The sequence below is a fragment of the Streptomonospora sp. PA3 genome (assembly GCF_009728995.1).
Taxonomy (GTDB): Bacteria; Actinomycetota; Actinomycetes; order Streptosporangiales; family Streptosporangiaceae; genus Streptomonospora.
The window spans coordinates 169,882-184,598 of sequence record NZ_VTZW01000009.1 but is presented as its reverse complement, the minus strand read 5'-3'; the positions used below and the strand labels follow the sequence as shown (position 1 = coordinate 184,598).

General features: G+C 73.3%; 13 protein-coding genes. 8 read left to right on the top strand and 5 right to left on the bottom strand.

Features of this window, described 5'->3' with window-relative positions; genetic code table 11:
* The first annotated feature begins 44 nt into the window (after positions 1-44).
* Together FZ103_RS09145 and FZ103_RS09140 are read left to right on the top strand one after the other, a co-directional pair.
* Entirely contained in the window at positions 45-1,310 is a 1,266-nt protein-coding gene (locus tag FZ103_RS09145; RefSeq protein WP_156000243.1) for an MFS transporter, read from the top strand.
* A 90-nt stretch (positions 1,311-1,400) separates the two neighbouring features.
* Positions 1,401-1,658 (top strand): hypothetical protein, encoded by a 258-nt coding sequence (locus tag FZ103_RS09140; protein WP_156000242.1) that lies wholly within the window; start codon positions 1,401-1,403, stop codon positions 1,656-1,658.
* 9 nt (positions 1,659-1,667) lie between these two features.
* Here FZ103_RS09140 and FZ103_RS09135 read toward each other — a convergent pair whose 3' ends face one another.
* A complete protein-coding gene (locus FZ103_RS09135; protein ID WP_156000241.1) occupies positions 1,668-2,300 on the bottom strand; it encodes a class I SAM-dependent methyltransferase in 633 nt (210 codons plus the stop codon).
* A 213-nt stretch (positions 2,301-2,513) separates the two neighbouring features.
* A complete protein-coding gene (locus tag FZ103_RS09130; protein WP_156000240.1) occupies positions 2,514-2,810 on the bottom strand; it encodes a glutaredoxin family protein in 297 nt (98 codons plus the stop codon).
* A 327-nt stretch (positions 2,811-3,137) separates the two neighbouring features.
* On the opposite strand from FZ103_RS09130, the gene FZ103_RS09125 reads away from it, so the two are divergent.
* Entirely contained in the window at positions 3,138-4,679 is a 1,542-nt protein-coding gene (locus FZ103_RS09125) for a long-chain fatty acid--CoA ligase (RefSeq protein ID WP_156000239.1), read from the top strand.
* A gap of 59 nt (positions 4,680-4,738) precedes the next feature.
* Here FZ103_RS09125 and FZ103_RS09120 read toward each other — a convergent pair whose 3' ends face one another.
* Positions 4,739-5,419 (bottom strand): hypothetical protein, encoded by a 681-nt coding sequence (locus FZ103_RS09120; RefSeq protein WP_156000238.1) that lies wholly within the window; start codon positions 5,417-5,419, stop codon positions 4,739-4,741.
* Between the two features lie 537 nt (positions 5,420-5,956).
* Here FZ103_RS09120 and FZ103_RS09115 point away from each other — a divergent pair.
* Entirely contained in the window at positions 5,957-6,721 is a 765-nt protein-coding gene (locus FZ103_RS09115) for a hypothetical protein (RefSeq protein ID WP_156000916.1), read from the top strand.
* 115 nt (positions 6,722-6,836) lie between these two features.
* Here FZ103_RS09115 and FZ103_RS09110 read toward each other — a convergent pair whose 3' ends face one another.
* Positions 6,837-7,955: an alpha-lytic protease prodomain-containing protein gene (locus tag FZ103_RS09110; RefSeq protein ID WP_186356051.1), complete on the bottom strand. Its 1,119-nt coding sequence runs from the start codon at positions 7,953-7,955 to the stop codon at positions 6,837-6,839.
* Between the two features lie 656 nt (positions 7,956-8,611).
* On the opposite strand from FZ103_RS09110, the gene FZ103_RS09105 reads away from it, so the two are divergent.
* The 3 genes from FZ103_RS09105 (at position 8,612) to FZ103_RS09095 (ending at position 12,306) form a co-directional block, all read left to right on the top strand.
* The gene (locus tag FZ103_RS09105; RefSeq protein ID WP_156000237.1) at positions 8,612-8,881 is read left to right on the top strand and encodes a GlsB/YeaQ/YmgE family stress response membrane protein; all 270 of its coding nucleotides are present in this window, start codon (positions 8,612-8,614) and stop codon (positions 8,879-8,881) included.
* Positions 8,882-9,265: 384 nt separating this feature from the next.
* The gene (locus FZ103_RS09100; RefSeq protein ID WP_156000236.1) at positions 9,266-10,771 is read left to right on the top strand and encodes an LCP family protein; all 1,506 of its coding nucleotides are present in this window, start codon (positions 9,266-9,268) and stop codon (positions 10,769-10,771) included.
* A gap of 329 nt (positions 10,772-11,100) precedes the next feature.
* The gene (locus tag FZ103_RS09095) at positions 11,101-12,306 is read left to right on the top strand and encodes an Ig-like domain-containing protein (protein ID WP_156000235.1); all 1,206 of its coding nucleotides are present in this window, start codon (positions 11,101-11,103) and stop codon (positions 12,304-12,306) included.
* A 260-nt stretch (positions 12,307-12,566) separates the two neighbouring features.
* On the opposite strand, the gene FZ103_RS09090 is transcribed toward FZ103_RS09095, so the two are convergent.
* The gene (locus FZ103_RS09090) at positions 12,567-13,427 is read right to left on the bottom strand and encodes an NAD(P)H-binding protein (protein WP_156000234.1); all 861 of its coding nucleotides are present in this window, start codon (positions 13,425-13,427) and stop codon (positions 12,567-12,569) included.
* An 81-nt stretch (positions 13,428-13,508) separates the two neighbouring features.
* Here FZ103_RS09090 and FZ103_RS09085 point away from each other — a divergent pair, with 81 nt between their 5' ends.
* Complete coding sequence (locus FZ103_RS09085; RefSeq protein WP_186356050.1) at positions 13,509-14,465, top strand: AraC family transcriptional regulator; 957 nt, start codon at positions 13,509-13,511, stop codon at positions 14,463-14,465.
* The last annotated feature ends 252 nt before the right edge of the window (positions 14,466-14,717 follow it).

Genomic DNA, 14,717 nt, shown 5'->3' with positions numbered 1-14,717 from the left:
GCATCCTGGATGTATACCGATCGGTATAACCAGGGGGGATGATCATGGCGACGCACCGATCCGGCGCAGGGCGGGGCACTGTTCCGGCACTCCGGCTGGCCGCCTCCGGACTCGCGCTGATCGCGGCCTGCTACGGGCTCGCGCGCTTCGCCTACGGGCTGTTCGTGCCGGTGCTGAGCGAGGAGTTCGGCCTGGGCGCGGCAGCGGCCGGCGCCATCGCGTCCGCGAGCTACGCGGGCTACTGCGCCGCGGTCGTGGCCGCATCCACCGCCACCCCGCGCTGGGGACCGCGCGCCGTGGCCGTCGCAGCGGGAAGCGCGGCGACCGCGGGCACCGGGCTGATCGCGACCGCGCCCGGCCCCGCGGTGCTGGCGGTCGGCGTCGTCCTCACCGGGATAAGCAGCGGCGCGGCGTCCCCGCCGCTGGCCGGGGCGGTGGCGCGCTGGGTCGCGCCCGAGCGCGCCGACCGGGTGCAGAGCGTCGTGAACGCCGGCACCGGGCTCGGCGTCATGGTGTCCGGCCCCGTCGCGCTCCTCTTCGCCCACGAGTGGCGCCTGGCCTGGGCGGCGTTCGCGATCGCCGCCGCCGCGGCGACGGTGTGGACGGCCGCGGTGGTCCCGGCGCAGCGGCGCCGCCCCGCCGGCGGTCCGGGCGCCGCCCGCATGCCCTCCCGCGACACCTCCTCCCCCTGGCTGCCCGCCGGCGCCCTGCGGCTCCTCGCGGCAGCGGGGGCCATGGGAGCGGCGAGTTCCGCCGTGTGGACCTTCGGCCGCGACGTGGCCGTCGCGCAGGGAGCCGGAACCTCCTCATCCACAGCGATGTGGATCGTGCTGGGCGCCGCCGGGCTCCTCGGGGCACTCACGGGCGATATCACCGCTCGCGCCGGGCTCGGCCGCGCGTGGGCGGGCGGCATGCTCGCCCTGGGCGCCGCCACCGCCGGCCTCGTGGCGGCGTCGGGCACGGCCCCGGGCATCCACGTCGCCGGCGGGCTCTTCGGCGCCGTCTACATCGCCCTGACCGGTGTACTGCTGCTGTGGGGCACCCGCGTCTACCCCGAATCGCCGGCTTTCGGCGTCGGCGCCGCGTTCCTGGCCATCGCCGCCGGGCAGGCCGCCGCCTCCCCCGCCGTGGGACTGCTCAGTGACGCCTTCGGCCCCGTCGCCGCGTTCACGGCCGCCGCGGCGCTGGCCGCCGCCGGCGCCGCGCTCGGCCCCGCCCGCGGCCGGCGGCGGACCGCGCCGGGCGGCGGGCCGGCACGGCACGAACCGGAACCGGACCCGTCCGCGGAGCCGGCGGCCTGCGGCCGGTGAGCGGGATTGCCGCATTCCGCGCACCCCGGCGGGTAGCGGAACCGGATAAGCGGCGATCCGTCCACAAGCGTGTGGAGGAAGGGGGAGACCGTGTCGCAGCCGCTCGGCCACGAGCCCGAGGACACCCGCGACCGCGAGTTCGCGCCCGTGCTCCGCGAGGACGAGGAGCAGGCGAGCCCCGAGCAGGCCCGCGCCCAGGGCCGCAAGGTCACCGGGACGGGCGTGCCCACCCCCGTGCCCGCCGACGACGGCACCGAGGCCCGCTCGGACCTGGAGAACCCGGAGTCGAGCGGCGAGGAACCGGACCGCTCCCAACCCGGAGAGTCAGAAGGCGGCCGACCGCACTGACCCCGCCCCTCAGCGGCGGCGGATGCGGGCCAGCCAGGCGGGGAGGTCCACCGTGGAGCCCGGTTGGACGTTCAGGAGGGTGGCGCCTCCCTCGTCGGCCACGTAGCAGCGGTAGGTCGCGGTGCGCAGGTCCTCCAGCTCCCAGCCGGCGCCGAAGGCGTGGCGGATGGCGTCGTCGCCGACCTGGGGCCCGAAGCCCGGGCCGGCGTCGGAGAGGGCGAGCAGGTGCACCACGCCGCCGGGCCGGCAGGCCGCGTGCAGGGAGGCGGCGTAGGCGGTCCGGTCGGCCTCCTCGAACATGTGGAACAGGGCGCTGTCGACCACCGTGTCGTAGCGGCGCTCCTCCTCTCCCAGGGCGAAGGCGTCGGCGACCGCGAACTCGGCGGCCACCCCCTGCTCGGCGGCGTTGGCGCGCGCCATCTCCACGGCGCGCGGCGAGAAGTCGACGCCCCGCACGTCGTAGCCCAGGCGGGCGAGGTGGATGGTGTGCTCGCCGGTGCCGCACCCGGGGTCGAGCACCGCTCCGCCGATCCGGCCGTCGCGCTCCAGCGCCACCACCTCGGGCTGGGGCTCCCCGATCACCCAGGGCGCGGTCTCGTTCTCGTAGGCGGCGTCGAAGAAGGACGCCGACGGTGCGGCCATGGTGTGCTCCTCGGCAGTGTCGCGGTGCAGGTCGTGCCGGGGCGGGATCGCGGTCGGGCGCCGCCGCGTCCGCCGACGGTCGCCGCACCCCTCCGGTTCACCGCCACTCTGCTCCCTCAACCACGGTCGAGGTCAACGGGTTTTCCCCCTCGGTCGCCCGGCACCTCGCCCGGCCTCCACGCGCCGCGAAGGCCGGTGAAGTCCGCGGCCGGGTCACTGCGTGCCGCGCTCGCCGTCCGGGTCGAGCAGGTGCGGCGCGTGGGTGCGCACCGCCGCCACGACCTCGTCGGGGTGGGGGTTGACCAGGGCGACGGGGCCGACGAAGACCGTCGGCACGGTCTCGTCGCCGCCGGTGGCGGCGCGCACCCGCGCGGCGGCCCCCGGGTCCTGCCGGATGTCGGTCTCCACCAGCGGCACGCCGCGCCGCAGCAGCCGCACGCGCAGCATGAAGCAGAACATGCAACCCGGCCGCCAGTGGAACTCGACGCCCGGCGGGTCGTACTCGGCCATGGGCGGACTCCGTCGCCGGTCGGGTGGTCGGGGATCCGTCGTCCCCGCACCATCTCCTACCCCGTGCGGCGCCGAACGACAGCACCGCGAGCGGGGAGGTGTCCGGGTGGCCGTGCGCTCACCGCGCCGGCGAGCCGCGGCGCCACCGCCCGGAGCTGACCGGCGCCTAGGACATCGGCTGACGCCGGGCGGACCCGGCCGCGACCGGCGGACTCCGCCGGACCGCCCCGCGGCCCACCTCCGACCCGGTCATACCTACCAGTCGGTATTCTTCTCTGCGACTATGGCATCCGACACACCGGTGCCCCGCTCGCAAGGAGGACCCCCATGCTCAACCTGGCGATCGTGCTGGAGGACAGCGCCCAGAAGAACCCGGACCGCACCGCCCTGGTCTACGGCGACATCCGCATGCCCTACTCCATGCTCGACGGCCTCGCCAACCAGGTGGCCAACCTGCTGACGGCACGCGGGATCCGCCCCGGCGACAAGGTGGCCCTGGCCTGCCCGAACCTGCCCTACTTCCCGATCGTCTACTTCGGCGCACTCAAGGCCGGCGCGGTCGTGGTGCCGCTGAACGTGCTCTCCCAGGCCCGCGAGATCGCCTATTACCTGGAGGACTCCGAAGCCAAGGCGCTGTTCTGCTTCGAGGGCACGCCCGAGCTGCCGCTGGGCGAGCGGGGCAAGGAGGCCTTCGACGCCGCACCGGGCACCGAGCACTTCATCGTCCTTCCGGCCGCGGCGCTGGCCACCGAATCCTCCATCGAGGGGGCCGAGACGCTGTGGGCGGCCCTCGACGGGGCCTCCGACCGGTTCGAGTCGGCGCAGACCTCCGCCGACGACACCGCCGTCATCCTCTACACCAGCGGTACCACCGGCCGGCCCAAGGGCGCCGAGCTGAGCCATCAGAACATGCTGATGAACGCGATGGTCAACGACGAACTCGTGCCCAGCCACCCCGGCGAGGACTCCACGCTGGCGGTGCTGCCGCTGTTCCACTCCTTCGGCCAGTCCTCGATCATGAACGCGGGCCTGCGCCGCGGCGCGAAGCTGGTGCTCATGCCGCGCTTCGAACCGGTGGAGGCGCTGGCGCTGATGCGCAGCGAGGAGGTGACCCTGTTCGCGGGCGTGCCCACCATGTACTGGGCGATGCTGTCGGCGGTACGCGGCGGCGGCCAGGAGGTGCCCACCACCCTGCGTTCGGCGGTTTCCGGCGGCGCGGCGGCGCCGCTGGAGGTGCTCCGCGAGTTCCACGAGACGTTCGGGGTGCAGATCCTGGAGGGCTACGGGCTTTCCGAGACCGCGCCGACGGCCAGCTTCAACCAGCTCCACCGGCCCACCAAGCCCGGATCGATCGGTTTCCCCGTTTGGGGCGTGCAGATGAAGCTGGTCGACGGCGACTGGAACACGATCGAGGGCGAGGGGCCGGGCGAGATCGCCATCCGCGGCCACAACGTCATGAAGGGGTACTACAACCGCCCGGAGGCCACCGCCGAGGTGATGCGGGACGGCTGGTTCCGCACCGGCGACATCGCGCGGCGCGACGAGGACGGCTACTACTTCATCGTCGACCGCGCCAAGGACATGATCATCCGCGGCGGGTTCAACGTCTATCCGCGGGAGGTCGAGGAGGTGCTGATGACCCACAAGGCGGTCTCCCTGGCCGCCGTGGTGGGCGTGCCCCACGACACCCACGGCGAGGAGGTCAAGGCGTTCGTCGTACCCGAGGCCGGCACCGAGCCCACCGAGGAGGAGCTGATCGCCTTCTGCCGCGAGCAGCTGGCCGCCTACAAGTACCCCCGCTCGGTCGAGTTCCGCGACGCCCTGCCCATGAACGCCACCGGCAAGATCCTCAAGCGCGAGCTCCGGTAGGCGCTCCGCCGGACAGGCCCGCGGCGGCCCGCGGCCGATCGCCGGCGGGCCGCCGCGGGTCAGGCGAAGAGGTCGGGCCGGTAGTGGCGGGCGGCGTCCACCAGCGGATTGGGCGGCTGCCTGGTGCCCGCCGCGGTGAAGGGGATGGCGACCAGGGGCCGGCCGGTGTGCGGGTCGCGGGGCTGGGCGGCGAGCCTGCGGGCCATGTGGCGCGGCATCCGGCGCGGCAGGACCCGGTCGCCGTACCCGATCAGTCCGTGGGAGCGGTACTCGGGCGTGCTCACGCGCACCCCGCCCGGCCGGCCCGCCCGCGCGTCCGGGGAGAAGCGGGTCGTCACGTCGCCGACCCGGGCGTCCGGCCAGGCGAGCCGGATCTCCACGCCCAGGTGGTCGCGCAGCTCGACGCCCACCGGCGAGACCACCACGGTCGTCCGCGTGAGCATGCGGTGCACGCGGACCGCCAGCAGCCCGCCCATGGCGCCGGTGGCGACCAGGCCGACGGCGATGCCGGCCACCGTGCCGGTGCCCTCGGCCGCGGTCTCGAAGAAGATCGCGCCGATGCCCGTCGTGACGAGGAACAGCAGGATCAGCAGCGGGGCGTAGGGGCCGATGAAGCGCGCGTACTGGGCACCGGTCGCGCCGGGGCGTAAGACCAGGGTTCCCTCCTGCCCGGGAGCGGGCCAGCCGGGCGCCGGCCGCCAGACTCCCGGATCCGGGGGTTTCGCGGCGTATCGGGACATGGGGCGCAGCGTAGCGATTCCCCCGGGGGATCACGAGGGCGGCCGACGGCGGCGCCGGGCGGGGCGAGAACCGGTCCCGGACCGCGGTGGCCCGGGACCGGCCACGAGACCGGAGTGCGGCGCGCCCTCCCCTCATCGGCGGCCGCCGCCGGTCCGTCCACGTCCCGCGGTCCCCCTCGCCTCCGGCCGATCGCGGGGTTCGCTCGGAGGCACGTCGCAGCAAGTTCATATTCGTTGCGGTCGATGTGTCAAGGCGGGTTCCGGCTGCGATTTGGCATCAGCAGGGGGCGCGCAGGCAGGAGGCGCTTTCGCCGAGACCGGCTGTGGATGGCGGGCCGGCATGGGGCGGCGCGCCGAGCCTCGGTCGAGGGCGGTGGGGCCTAGGAGGCCACGGTGCGCGACGCCCCGTGAGGCCATAGGGACGACTCTCAACAAACTTGACAATCCGCCCCGCGGTCGCGAATGCTCACGGGTCACGCGACGCCGTGTGGAACGGCCCGCTTCCCGTTTCCCCCTCGGAGGTCTGACGTGTACGACATGCTGCTGGTCCTCACGGGCGCGGCCATAAGCCTGGTGACCAGCGTCGTGGTGATCTGGGCACAGGCCCGCCACATCCGCAAGGGCGAGAACCGCGTCGCCGCCCGGGAGTCGACGCGCCAGCTCACCGGCCTGTTCATCGCCGAGCGCGAAGGCTCGGAGGAGTCCGGCGGCACCGAGCCGACGCCGGCGCTCGCCGAGGCCGAGATGGCCTCGGTGGCGATCTCCGACCGGCGCACCCGCGAGCGGATGCGCACGATCATCCGGCTGCTGCGTGAACTCTCTCTGCCCGAGCTTCAGGAGCTCAGCGGCGCGAAACCCGCGGTCATGCGCCCGCTGCTGTGCGACCACGCCCTGGAGGTGCTGGGCGCGCACTTCCGCAACGAGCGGCTGCCCGCGCTGCCGCCGAGCGTGCAGAAGATGCTCGACGTCGAGGACGAGGCGCTGAGCATCCATGCCGGCGGCGCCCCGCGCAGCGTCGCCTCCGCGGTCAAGACCGCGGACACCGGCGCCTCGGGCTCCGTCCGCTCCAAAGGCGCGGCGGGCAAGGGCTCCTCGTCGTCGGCCTCGGCCGCCAAGTCGGCGCCGGCCGCCCCCGACGCCGAGTCCGCCGACGCGCCGGCGCCCCGGGGCCGCATCCGCCGCAAGTCCGCCCCCGCCGAGGAGCCCGCCAAGCCGGCGCGCCGCTCCAAGTCGGGCAAGGGCGCCGACCAGGACGCCGATACCGACGATACGCACAGCGCCTTCTGGAACGACGACGACTGACACCCCCCGAGCGCACGAACGCGGGCGGCCCCGGCGCAGGCAGGTGCACCGGGGCCGCCCGTTCTTCATGTGTCGGGGATCTGGCAGGGAGCGTGGACTCCGACCCGCCCGGGGCTCAGGCCAGGGTCAGGTTCCACCGGTTCAGGATGGGGTTGACCTCCTGGTAGTAGGTGGTGCCGCCGGTGCTGCAGTTGCCCGAACCGCCGGAGGTGACTCCCTGGGCCTGGTTGCCGCTGATGAACGAACCGCCGGAGTCGCCGGGCTCGGCGCAGACGCTGGTGCGGGTGAGGCCGTAGACGATGCCCTGGGCGTAGCGCACCGTCTGGTTGCGGGCCTGGATGGTGCCGCAGTGCCAGCCGGTGGTCGACCCGGAGCGGCAGATCGACGAGCCCACGGGGGCCTGGGCGGAGCCGGTGACGGCCACGGTGCCGCCGGAGTAGTCGTTCACCCGCGGGGTCGGGTTCCATCCGCTGGTGCGGACGTATCCCATGTCCCGGCTGGGGAACACCGAGCCGGCGAAGGACCCGCTGCCGCCGCCGGCACCCTGGACCGAGTCGCCGGTGCCGCCGCAGTGGCCGGCGGTGACGAACCCGGTGGTGACCGCGAAGCCGATGGAGCACCGGGCGGATCCGTTGATGTAGTAGGCGTTGCCGCCGACGATGTCGGCGAAGGTCTTGGGCTGCTCGGTGCTCTGCTTGACCTTGACGGCGTCGGCGTCCACGCCGGCTTCGGCGATGAGCTCCTTGCCCGCCTCGACCGCACCCTTCTCGACGGTCATGACGACGGTGTCGGCCTCGACGTCGGCGTACCAGCCGGTGACACCGGACCCGGCCGCCTCAGCGCTGGAGTTGAGCTCGGAGACGACCTTGTTCAGGGCCTTCTGGCCGTGGTCGACGACCTCGGCCTCGGCTCCGGCGTCCTCGACCTCCTCGACCGCGTCGGCGTCGGTGACCGAGACGGTCAGCTCACCGGACTCGGCGTCGAACACGGCACCGCCGAAGTCGGAGCCGAGGTCGGCGCGGAGCTCGTCCTCCAGGGAACGGGCCCGGCTCTCCTGCTTGAGCAGCTGTTCGGCCTCGGACGCGGTCAGCCCGAGGTCGCGCTGCATGGCCGCGAGCTGCTCGGGCGCCGCCGTGGGGGCGGGGTCTGCCGCCGCGGCGGAGGGGGCCGCCGCCATCAGCCCGATGGAAAGGGCGATGCCGCCGAGTGCCATGAAGTGGGGGGATTTTCGCACGTGCCTTACTCCTTGAGCGGGGGTGGAAAAGGGCAGCTGCGCCCGGCTCGTACCGGACGCAAATCCCCGGCGGGCTGGACCTTGTGGGACCGTCCCGCCGCATCCACCGAAGCGTTCGGTGAATGAGACGAAACGATAAGTGAAGTTAACGGCGAGCGACAGACCCGACACAGACCGGGACACACCCTCCGCCCGGCGCCCGCCGCCGGGCAGCGGCCAGACCGGACGCCCGACAGGGAGGTCTGACGTCGGATTTCACAAATGCGAAATGACGACCAGAACACTCACTATCGCGGACACAAGGGACGATCTTGGCCGGATGCGGCCAATTTTTCGTCCGACGATGAGACGGACGCGGACGACTGCGGCACCGGGCGAGACGATCCGGCCCCTAAGGCGGCCCATCGCCGTACAGAAGGGGTTTGCGGGCTCCCGGCCCACCCCGCGGCGGCCGCGGGCCGCGGCTGATCCGCCGCCGGGCGGGGCGCAGGTGGCGGCGGCAGGCGCCGGCGGGCGGGCGCACACCGCCCTCGACGGCCGGCTCGGACCGGGCGGCCGCTTGCCACCGGGCCGCCCGGTCGCCGATCGGACGCATCCCCGCGCGCATCCGGGAAAGAACAACCTGTGACGGACTACCGAATCGAAGGGGGACCGTCATGGAGATCACCGGCATTTTCACCGCGCTCATCATCGGGCTGGTCATCGGCGTCCTGGCGCGGATCATTCTGCCCGGCAAGCAGAACATCCAGATCTGGCTGACGATCCTCGTCGGCATCGTGGCCGCTCTGATCGGCACGGCGATCGCGAGCTTCGCCGGCTACGCGAACACGCCCGGAATCGACTGGTGGGAACTGATCACCCAGCTGGTCCTGGCGGTCGTCGGTGTCGGAGCGATCTCGGGCATGCGCACCCGCAAGTCCGCCTGAGCCCAGGGGCCCGCCGCGCCGCACCCGGCGGTTCCCACACCGGCGGGTGCGGCGCGCGGGCGCCGGGCCCGCGCCCGAGCCGAGACCGGCACGTGGCGCCGCGTCTCCTGAGACCTCTCTTGGCGCGGGGTTTCGGTCAGAGTCGCCGCGGGAAAAGGTGTTGCGGAAATTACCCAGCCAATTCCGGACACCGGTGACGAACACCCGTAAGTCGCACGCGCGGCCGGACGGGGAATCTCGTAGGATCCCCGTGCACCGCTGCGGTCGCCCCTCCACCGCGGCCGGATCCGCCCCTCTTTCCCTCCGCTTCTCCAGCCACGCGGATCCGCTCGCGCGTGCCCGGGACCGGCGCACCCAGACCCCCTCGGCACGAAGAGATCCCGCATGCCCGACGACTCCCCCGGCGCCGATTCCGGCGCCGCCGAAACCGACCGCCCGGCGGACTCCGGGCCACGCGAGCCCTCCGCCCCGACCCCCTCCTTCGAGCCGGCCGAAACCCGCGGGGATACCGGCTCCGGAGAGACCGGCGGCGCCGACGACTCCGCCGAATCCGCCGATACCGACCGACCGGAACCGCCCCCGACCGAGCGGCCCGCGGAGCCGGGTCCGACCGCCGGTACCGCCCCGCCGCACCGGGCCGGCGGGCGCATCGGCCGACTGCCTCGCCTGGCCGCGTGGGTGGCCGCGGCCGTCGCGGTCGTGCTGGTCGCCGGAGTAGGCACCGCGTACGGGTACTACCACTCCCTCCAGGGCAACATCCTCCGCCACGACCTGGACGAGGCCCTGAACGAGGAGGACCGCCCGGAGAAGATCGGCGACGACCTCAACATCCTGTTCATCGGGTCCGACGGCCGCGAGGGCGGCAACTCCGTCTACGGCGGGCGCGACTTCGTCGGCGAGCGCTCCGACGCGCTGATGCTCGCCCACATCTCCACCGACGGCCGGGTCACCGTCGTCAACTTCCCGCGGGACTCGCTGGTACGGCTCCCCGAGTGCGAGCCCTACGGCGAGACCGACGGCACGCCGGGCTACCACGGCATGATCAACGCCGCCCTGTTCCACGGCGGGCCGCCGTGCGTCGTCAAGACCGTCGAGTCGCTCACCGGCATCCGCATCGACCACTTCGCGCATCTGAGCTTCGGGGGGTTCCGGGAGATGATCGACGCGATCGGCGGCGTGCAGATATGCATTCCGCGGCCGATGCACGACGAGCGCGCACAGCTCGACCTGGAGGCGGGCCGCCAGGTGCTCGACGGGGAGGAGGCGCTGTCCTTCGTGCGGGCGCGCTACGAGATCGGCAACGGCAGCGACATCGGGCGCATCGACCGCCAGCAGATGTTCCTCGGCGCGCTGGCCGACGAGGTCGCGGGAAGCGACCTGCTCACCCGCCCGGGCCGCACCACCGAGATGCTCACCGCGATCACCGAGCACACCGGCACCGACGGCGACTTCACCCTGCCGACGATGATCTCGATCGCCTCGACCCTCGCCGGGACGGAACTGTCCGACATCGCCTTCTACACGGTGCCCTGGCAGCGGGCTCCGCTGGACCCCAACCGCGTGGTCTGGGACGAGAGCGCAGCGGCGCGGCTGTTCTCCGCCATCCGGCACGACCGCCCGGTGGAGGACCGGCTGCTGGTCAGCGGCCAGGAGGGGGCGGACGGCCCGGCGGCGGACCCGGACCAGGCCGGCGCCGGCCACGCCGCCGGAAGGGATGCGCAGCCCCACGGCGGCGGAGCGGCCGAGCCGAGCCCCGCTCCCGGCGCCGGGGAGGCGACCGCAGGGCCCGGCGAGCCCATCAAGGGCCGCGACGCGACCTCCAACCCCTGCGCCAACGGGCTGGGCCACGGCACGCAGAGCGGGGGCGAGTCCGCGGAGCCGCAGCTGTGAGCACCACCGGGGGTGCCGCCGGGGACGGCGGTGGGGCGGTCCGGCCGCGGTGCGTTCTGGGCGGAATCGCGGGCGGCCGACGACTTTGCGAGGAAAATCTGTGATTTAAGCGAACCGCTGCCCCGGTTCGGGCGTCACATCTACCGGGTACCACCGTTCCCGCACCGCATAGTGGCCGACACGCCTCCGCCCCCGCGTCGGTGGCACTACCTCCCTGCCACGTCCGGGACCGTGCCCGCCAACAGTCGACCTGGAGGACCCCCGAAGTGACACTCCGCTTTCCACGCCGGCCGTCGGCCGCGCTGTGCGCCGCGGCCACCGTCGTCTTGATGGCGGTCTCCGCCTGCAGCTCCGGCGGAAGCAACACCGACCTCGCCAACGAAGAGCCCGACGTCGCCGCGGCCGAGGTGACCATCACCCCCGCGGACGGCGGCACCGAGATCCGCCCCGACTCCCCCGTCGTCGTGAGCGCGGACAAGGGCAAGATCACCGACGTGCAGGTCGAGCAGAAGCTCTCCGGGGGCAAGACCGACGAGAGCATGACCGGTACCTTCAACGACGACAAGACCGAGTGGACCAGCGACTGGACGCTGCACCCCGGCAGCGACGTCACGGTCACCGCCACCGCCGAGAACAGCGAGGGCAAGAGCACCGAGGCCATCAGCGAGTTCTCGACCGTCCCGCCGGTCGAGGGGCAGCGGCTGGAGATCGAGACCATCAACGTCGAGCCCGGCAGCACGGTCGGGGTCGGCATGCCGATCATCGTCGACTTCGACCTGCCGGTGAAGAACAAGGCGCAGGTCGAGGCCGCCATGGAGGTCTCCTCCGAGAAGCCCGCCGAGGGCGCCTGGAACTGGTTCGGCGACGAGATCGCCGTGTTCCGCCCCACGGAGTACTGGGAGCCGTACCAGAAGGTCACGGTGAACCTGAACCTCGCCGGCGTCGCGGCCTCCGAGGGCGTGTGGGGCATCGAGAACCGCGAGTTCGAGTTCGAGGTCGGGCGCGAGCAGATCACCACGATCGACGAGGACGCCCACCACATGACCGTCGAGCGCGACGGCGAAGTCGTCAAGGAGTTCCCGGTCAGCCTGGGCATGGCCACCCAGCGGAAGTACACCACGACGTCGGGCACCCACCTGACCATGGCCTTCCACACGGACTACCGGATGAGCAACGACACCCTCGGCGTCTCCAAGGACGACCCGAACTACTACGAGGAGTTCGTGGAGTACGCGGTCCGCATCTCCAACTCCGGCGAGTTCCTGCACAGCGCCACGTGGAACTACCAGCTCGGCGAGGCCAACACCAGCCACGGCTGCATCAACATGAGCCTGGAGGACTCCCGGTGGTTCTACGAGGAGAGCCTGCGCGGCGATCCCGTCGACATCACCGGCACCGACCGCCCGCTGGAGGTCGACAACGGGTGGGGCTACTGGCAGCGCTCGGCTGAGGACTGGGTCTCCATGAGCGCCACCGGCGAGGCCGACGACACCTCCGAGCCCGGCACCCCCGGCTCGCCGCACCACCAGCAGTAACCCGCGCGGCGCCCGATCGGGCGGGCGCCCGCTCCTCCAGACGACAGCGGGGCCCGGTCCCACCGAACAGCCGGTGGGGCCGGGCCCCGCTTCGTGCCGGGCGGATGCACGATCGCGGTATCCGGCCGCAGCATGCAGCCCGAAGCCGGTCGCCCGGACTCAGGCCGGGCCGGCGGGCGACACGGTCGGGAGCGCCGCCGGCTTACGGGTCGCCGGGCGGCCGAAGGGCGGCGGCCGGGCCGCGGTCCTCCTCGTCCCGGTCACGCGTACGGCTCCGCCGGTGGGCCCGGAGGAGCGTCCCAGACACCGGTTGCGGCCGCCTCGCGCGCGTAGTCCGCGAAGTCGCGGGGCGGCCGACCGAGAACGCGCTCGACGGTGTCGGTCACCTCGGCCCGGCGCCCGTCGAATACCTCGGCCAACAGGCCGGCCAACTGCGTCGCGTACTCGGCGGGCACGCCCCGTCCGGTCAGCGCCGCGACGAACCGCTCGGGCGTGACCGGCAGATAGCGGACCTCCCGGCGGGCCGCGGCGGCTATCTCGCCGACGGCATCGGCGAAGGTGAGCAGCCGGGGTCCGGTCACGTCGTGGATCCGGCCGGCATGGCCGTCCCCGGTCAGCGCGGCGACCGCGACATCGGCGATGTCCTCGGCGTCGGTGAAGGGCTCTCCGACGTCGCCGACCGGAAGCGCGACCACACCGGCCCGCACCAGTTCCGCCAGGAACGCCTCGCTGAAGTTCTGCGTGATGAACCCCGCCCGCACCACGGTCCACTCCGCACCCGCGTCCCGCACCGCCTGTTCGCACCGCTCGGCCTCGGCGGCACCGCGGTCCGCCAGCAGAACAAGGCGCCGAACCCCGCAGGCCACCGCCAAGTTCGCGAAGGCGCCCACAGTCCCGGCCGCGCCGGGGAACGCCGCGTCCGGATAGAAGGCCACATAAGCCGCGTCCACGCCCCGTAGTGCGGGCTCCCACGTGGTGTCGTCCTGCCAGTCGAAGGGCGGATCGGCGCGCCGCGAGCCGACCCGTACCGGAAAGCCGCGCGCCGCGAGACCGGACACGACGCGGCGCCCGGTCTTCCCTGTCCCCGCGAGGACCAGCGTCCTCGATACCGTCGCCGTCATGCCGCCAGTCCATCGCAACGCCGGGCCGCGGGCCATGATCGAAGCTCGCAGTTCCATAATTCCGCGTCTTAGACTGCGCGGGTGGACCCTTTGTCGATCCTGCTCGACGGAGCCAAGGCCCGGGGCGCGTTCGTGCTGCGGACCGTGCAGAGCTCGCCGTGGTCGGTGCAGGTTCGGGACGGGGCACCGCTCAGCGTCGTGGCCGTGGTGCGGGGGAGGCCTTGGGCCGTTCCCAGCGGCGGCGAAGCGGTCCGGCTCGGCGCGGGCGACATCGCGATGATGCGCGGCCCCGATGCGTTCACCTTCGCCGACGATCCGCGTACCCCGGTCCAGGTGGTGGTCGGGCCCGGCCCCCGGCGGACGACACCGGTCGGTGCGAAGCCGCGCGAGATGGCGGACACCGGTGTGCGCACCTGGGCCAACGGCACGGCGGCCCGCGACGACGGCGCGGGTGGCCCATCGGTGCTGCTGGTCGGCAAGTACCGGCGCCCGGGCGAGGTCGCCACGCGACTGCTCAGCGCTCTGCCCCCGCTCGCGGTCGTCCCCGAGGCCGCCCACCGAGAATCCGCGCTCGTGTCGCGGCTCGCCGAGGAGGCCGTGCGAGACGCGCCCGGTCAGGATCTCGTGCTCCACCGGCTTCTGGACCTGCTGGTGGTCGCCGTCCTGCGCGTCTGGTTCGTCCGGCCGGATTCCCGCGCGCCACCCTGGTACCGGGCCGGCGGGGATCCGGTCGTCGGCCCGGTCCTGCGACTGATGCACAGCCGTCCGGACCACCCCTGGACGGTGGGCGCGCTCGCCGGGCATGCCGGAGTGTCGCGAGCGACGTTGGCCCGCCGCTTCACCGACCTCGTCGGCGTGCCGCCGATGGCCTTCCTCACCGAGTGGCGCATCGACCTGGCCGCCGATCTGCTGGAGAACTCCGACACCACCGTCGACGCCATAGCCCGCCGCGTGGGCTACGGCAGCGCGTTCGCGTTCAGCGCCGCCTTCAAGCGCTCCCGCGGGGTCAGTCCGCGAAGCCACCGCGGCCGGAGGTGACCGCCGGTGCCGGGTACAGGCACCGAGTCCCAGAGGGGGCGGCTTCAGTCCGCCCTCCTCGGCTGCGGGCAGCCTTCGCGAACGCGCTCCTCGGGCTGCCGATCGGCGGCCAGGCGGCTTGGACCCCGGTTCCACGGGCCGAAGTACGGCGCGCCCCCACCAAAGGCGCGCCCGGTCTGCGGACATGGGAAAGGCCCCGGGCGGACGGTGCGGGCCGGGAATCCGACCTGGGAACCCCCACAGTTCCCAGGG

Excerpts from the sequence above, each read along its gene's own strand:
- FZ103_RS09145 (WP_156000243.1), top strand. The coding sequence starts at position 45 with ATGGCGACGCACCGATCCGGCGCAGGGCGGGGCACTGTTCCGGCACTC.
- FZ103_RS09135 (WP_156000241.1), bottom strand. The coding sequence starts at position 2,300 with ATGGCCGCACCGTCGGCGTCCTTCTTCGACGCCGCCTACGAGAACGAG.
- FZ103_RS09130 (WP_156000240.1), bottom strand. The coding sequence starts at position 2,810 with ATGGCCGAGTACGACCCGCCGGGCGTCGAGTTCCACTGGCGGCCGGGT.
- FZ103_RS09125 (WP_156000239.1), top strand. The coding sequence starts at position 3,138 with ATGCTCAACCTGGCGATCGTGCTGGAGGACAGCGCCCAGAAGAACCCG.
- FZ103_RS09120 (WP_156000238.1), bottom strand. The coding sequence starts at position 5,419 with ATGTCCCGATACGCCGCGAAACCCCCGGATCCGGGAGTCTGGCGGCCG.
- FZ103_RS09115 (WP_156000916.1), top strand. The coding sequence starts at position 5,957 with ATGCTGCTGGTCCTCACGGGCGCGGCCATAAGCCTGGTGACCAGCGTC.
- FZ103_RS09105 (WP_156000237.1), top strand. The coding sequence starts at position 8,612 with ATGGAGATCACCGGCATTTTCACCGCGCTCATCATCGGGCTGGTCATC.
- FZ103_RS09100 (WP_156000236.1), top strand. The coding sequence starts at position 9,266 with ATGCCCGACGACTCCCCCGGCGCCGATTCCGGCGCCGCCGAAACCGAC.
- FZ103_RS09095 (WP_156000235.1), top strand. The coding sequence starts at position 11,101 with ATGGCGGTCTCCGCCTGCAGCTCCGGCGGAAGCAACACCGACCTCGCC.
- FZ103_RS09090 (WP_156000234.1), bottom strand. The coding sequence starts at position 13,427 with ATGACGGCGACGGTATCGAGGACGCTGGTCCTCGCGGGGACAGGGAAG.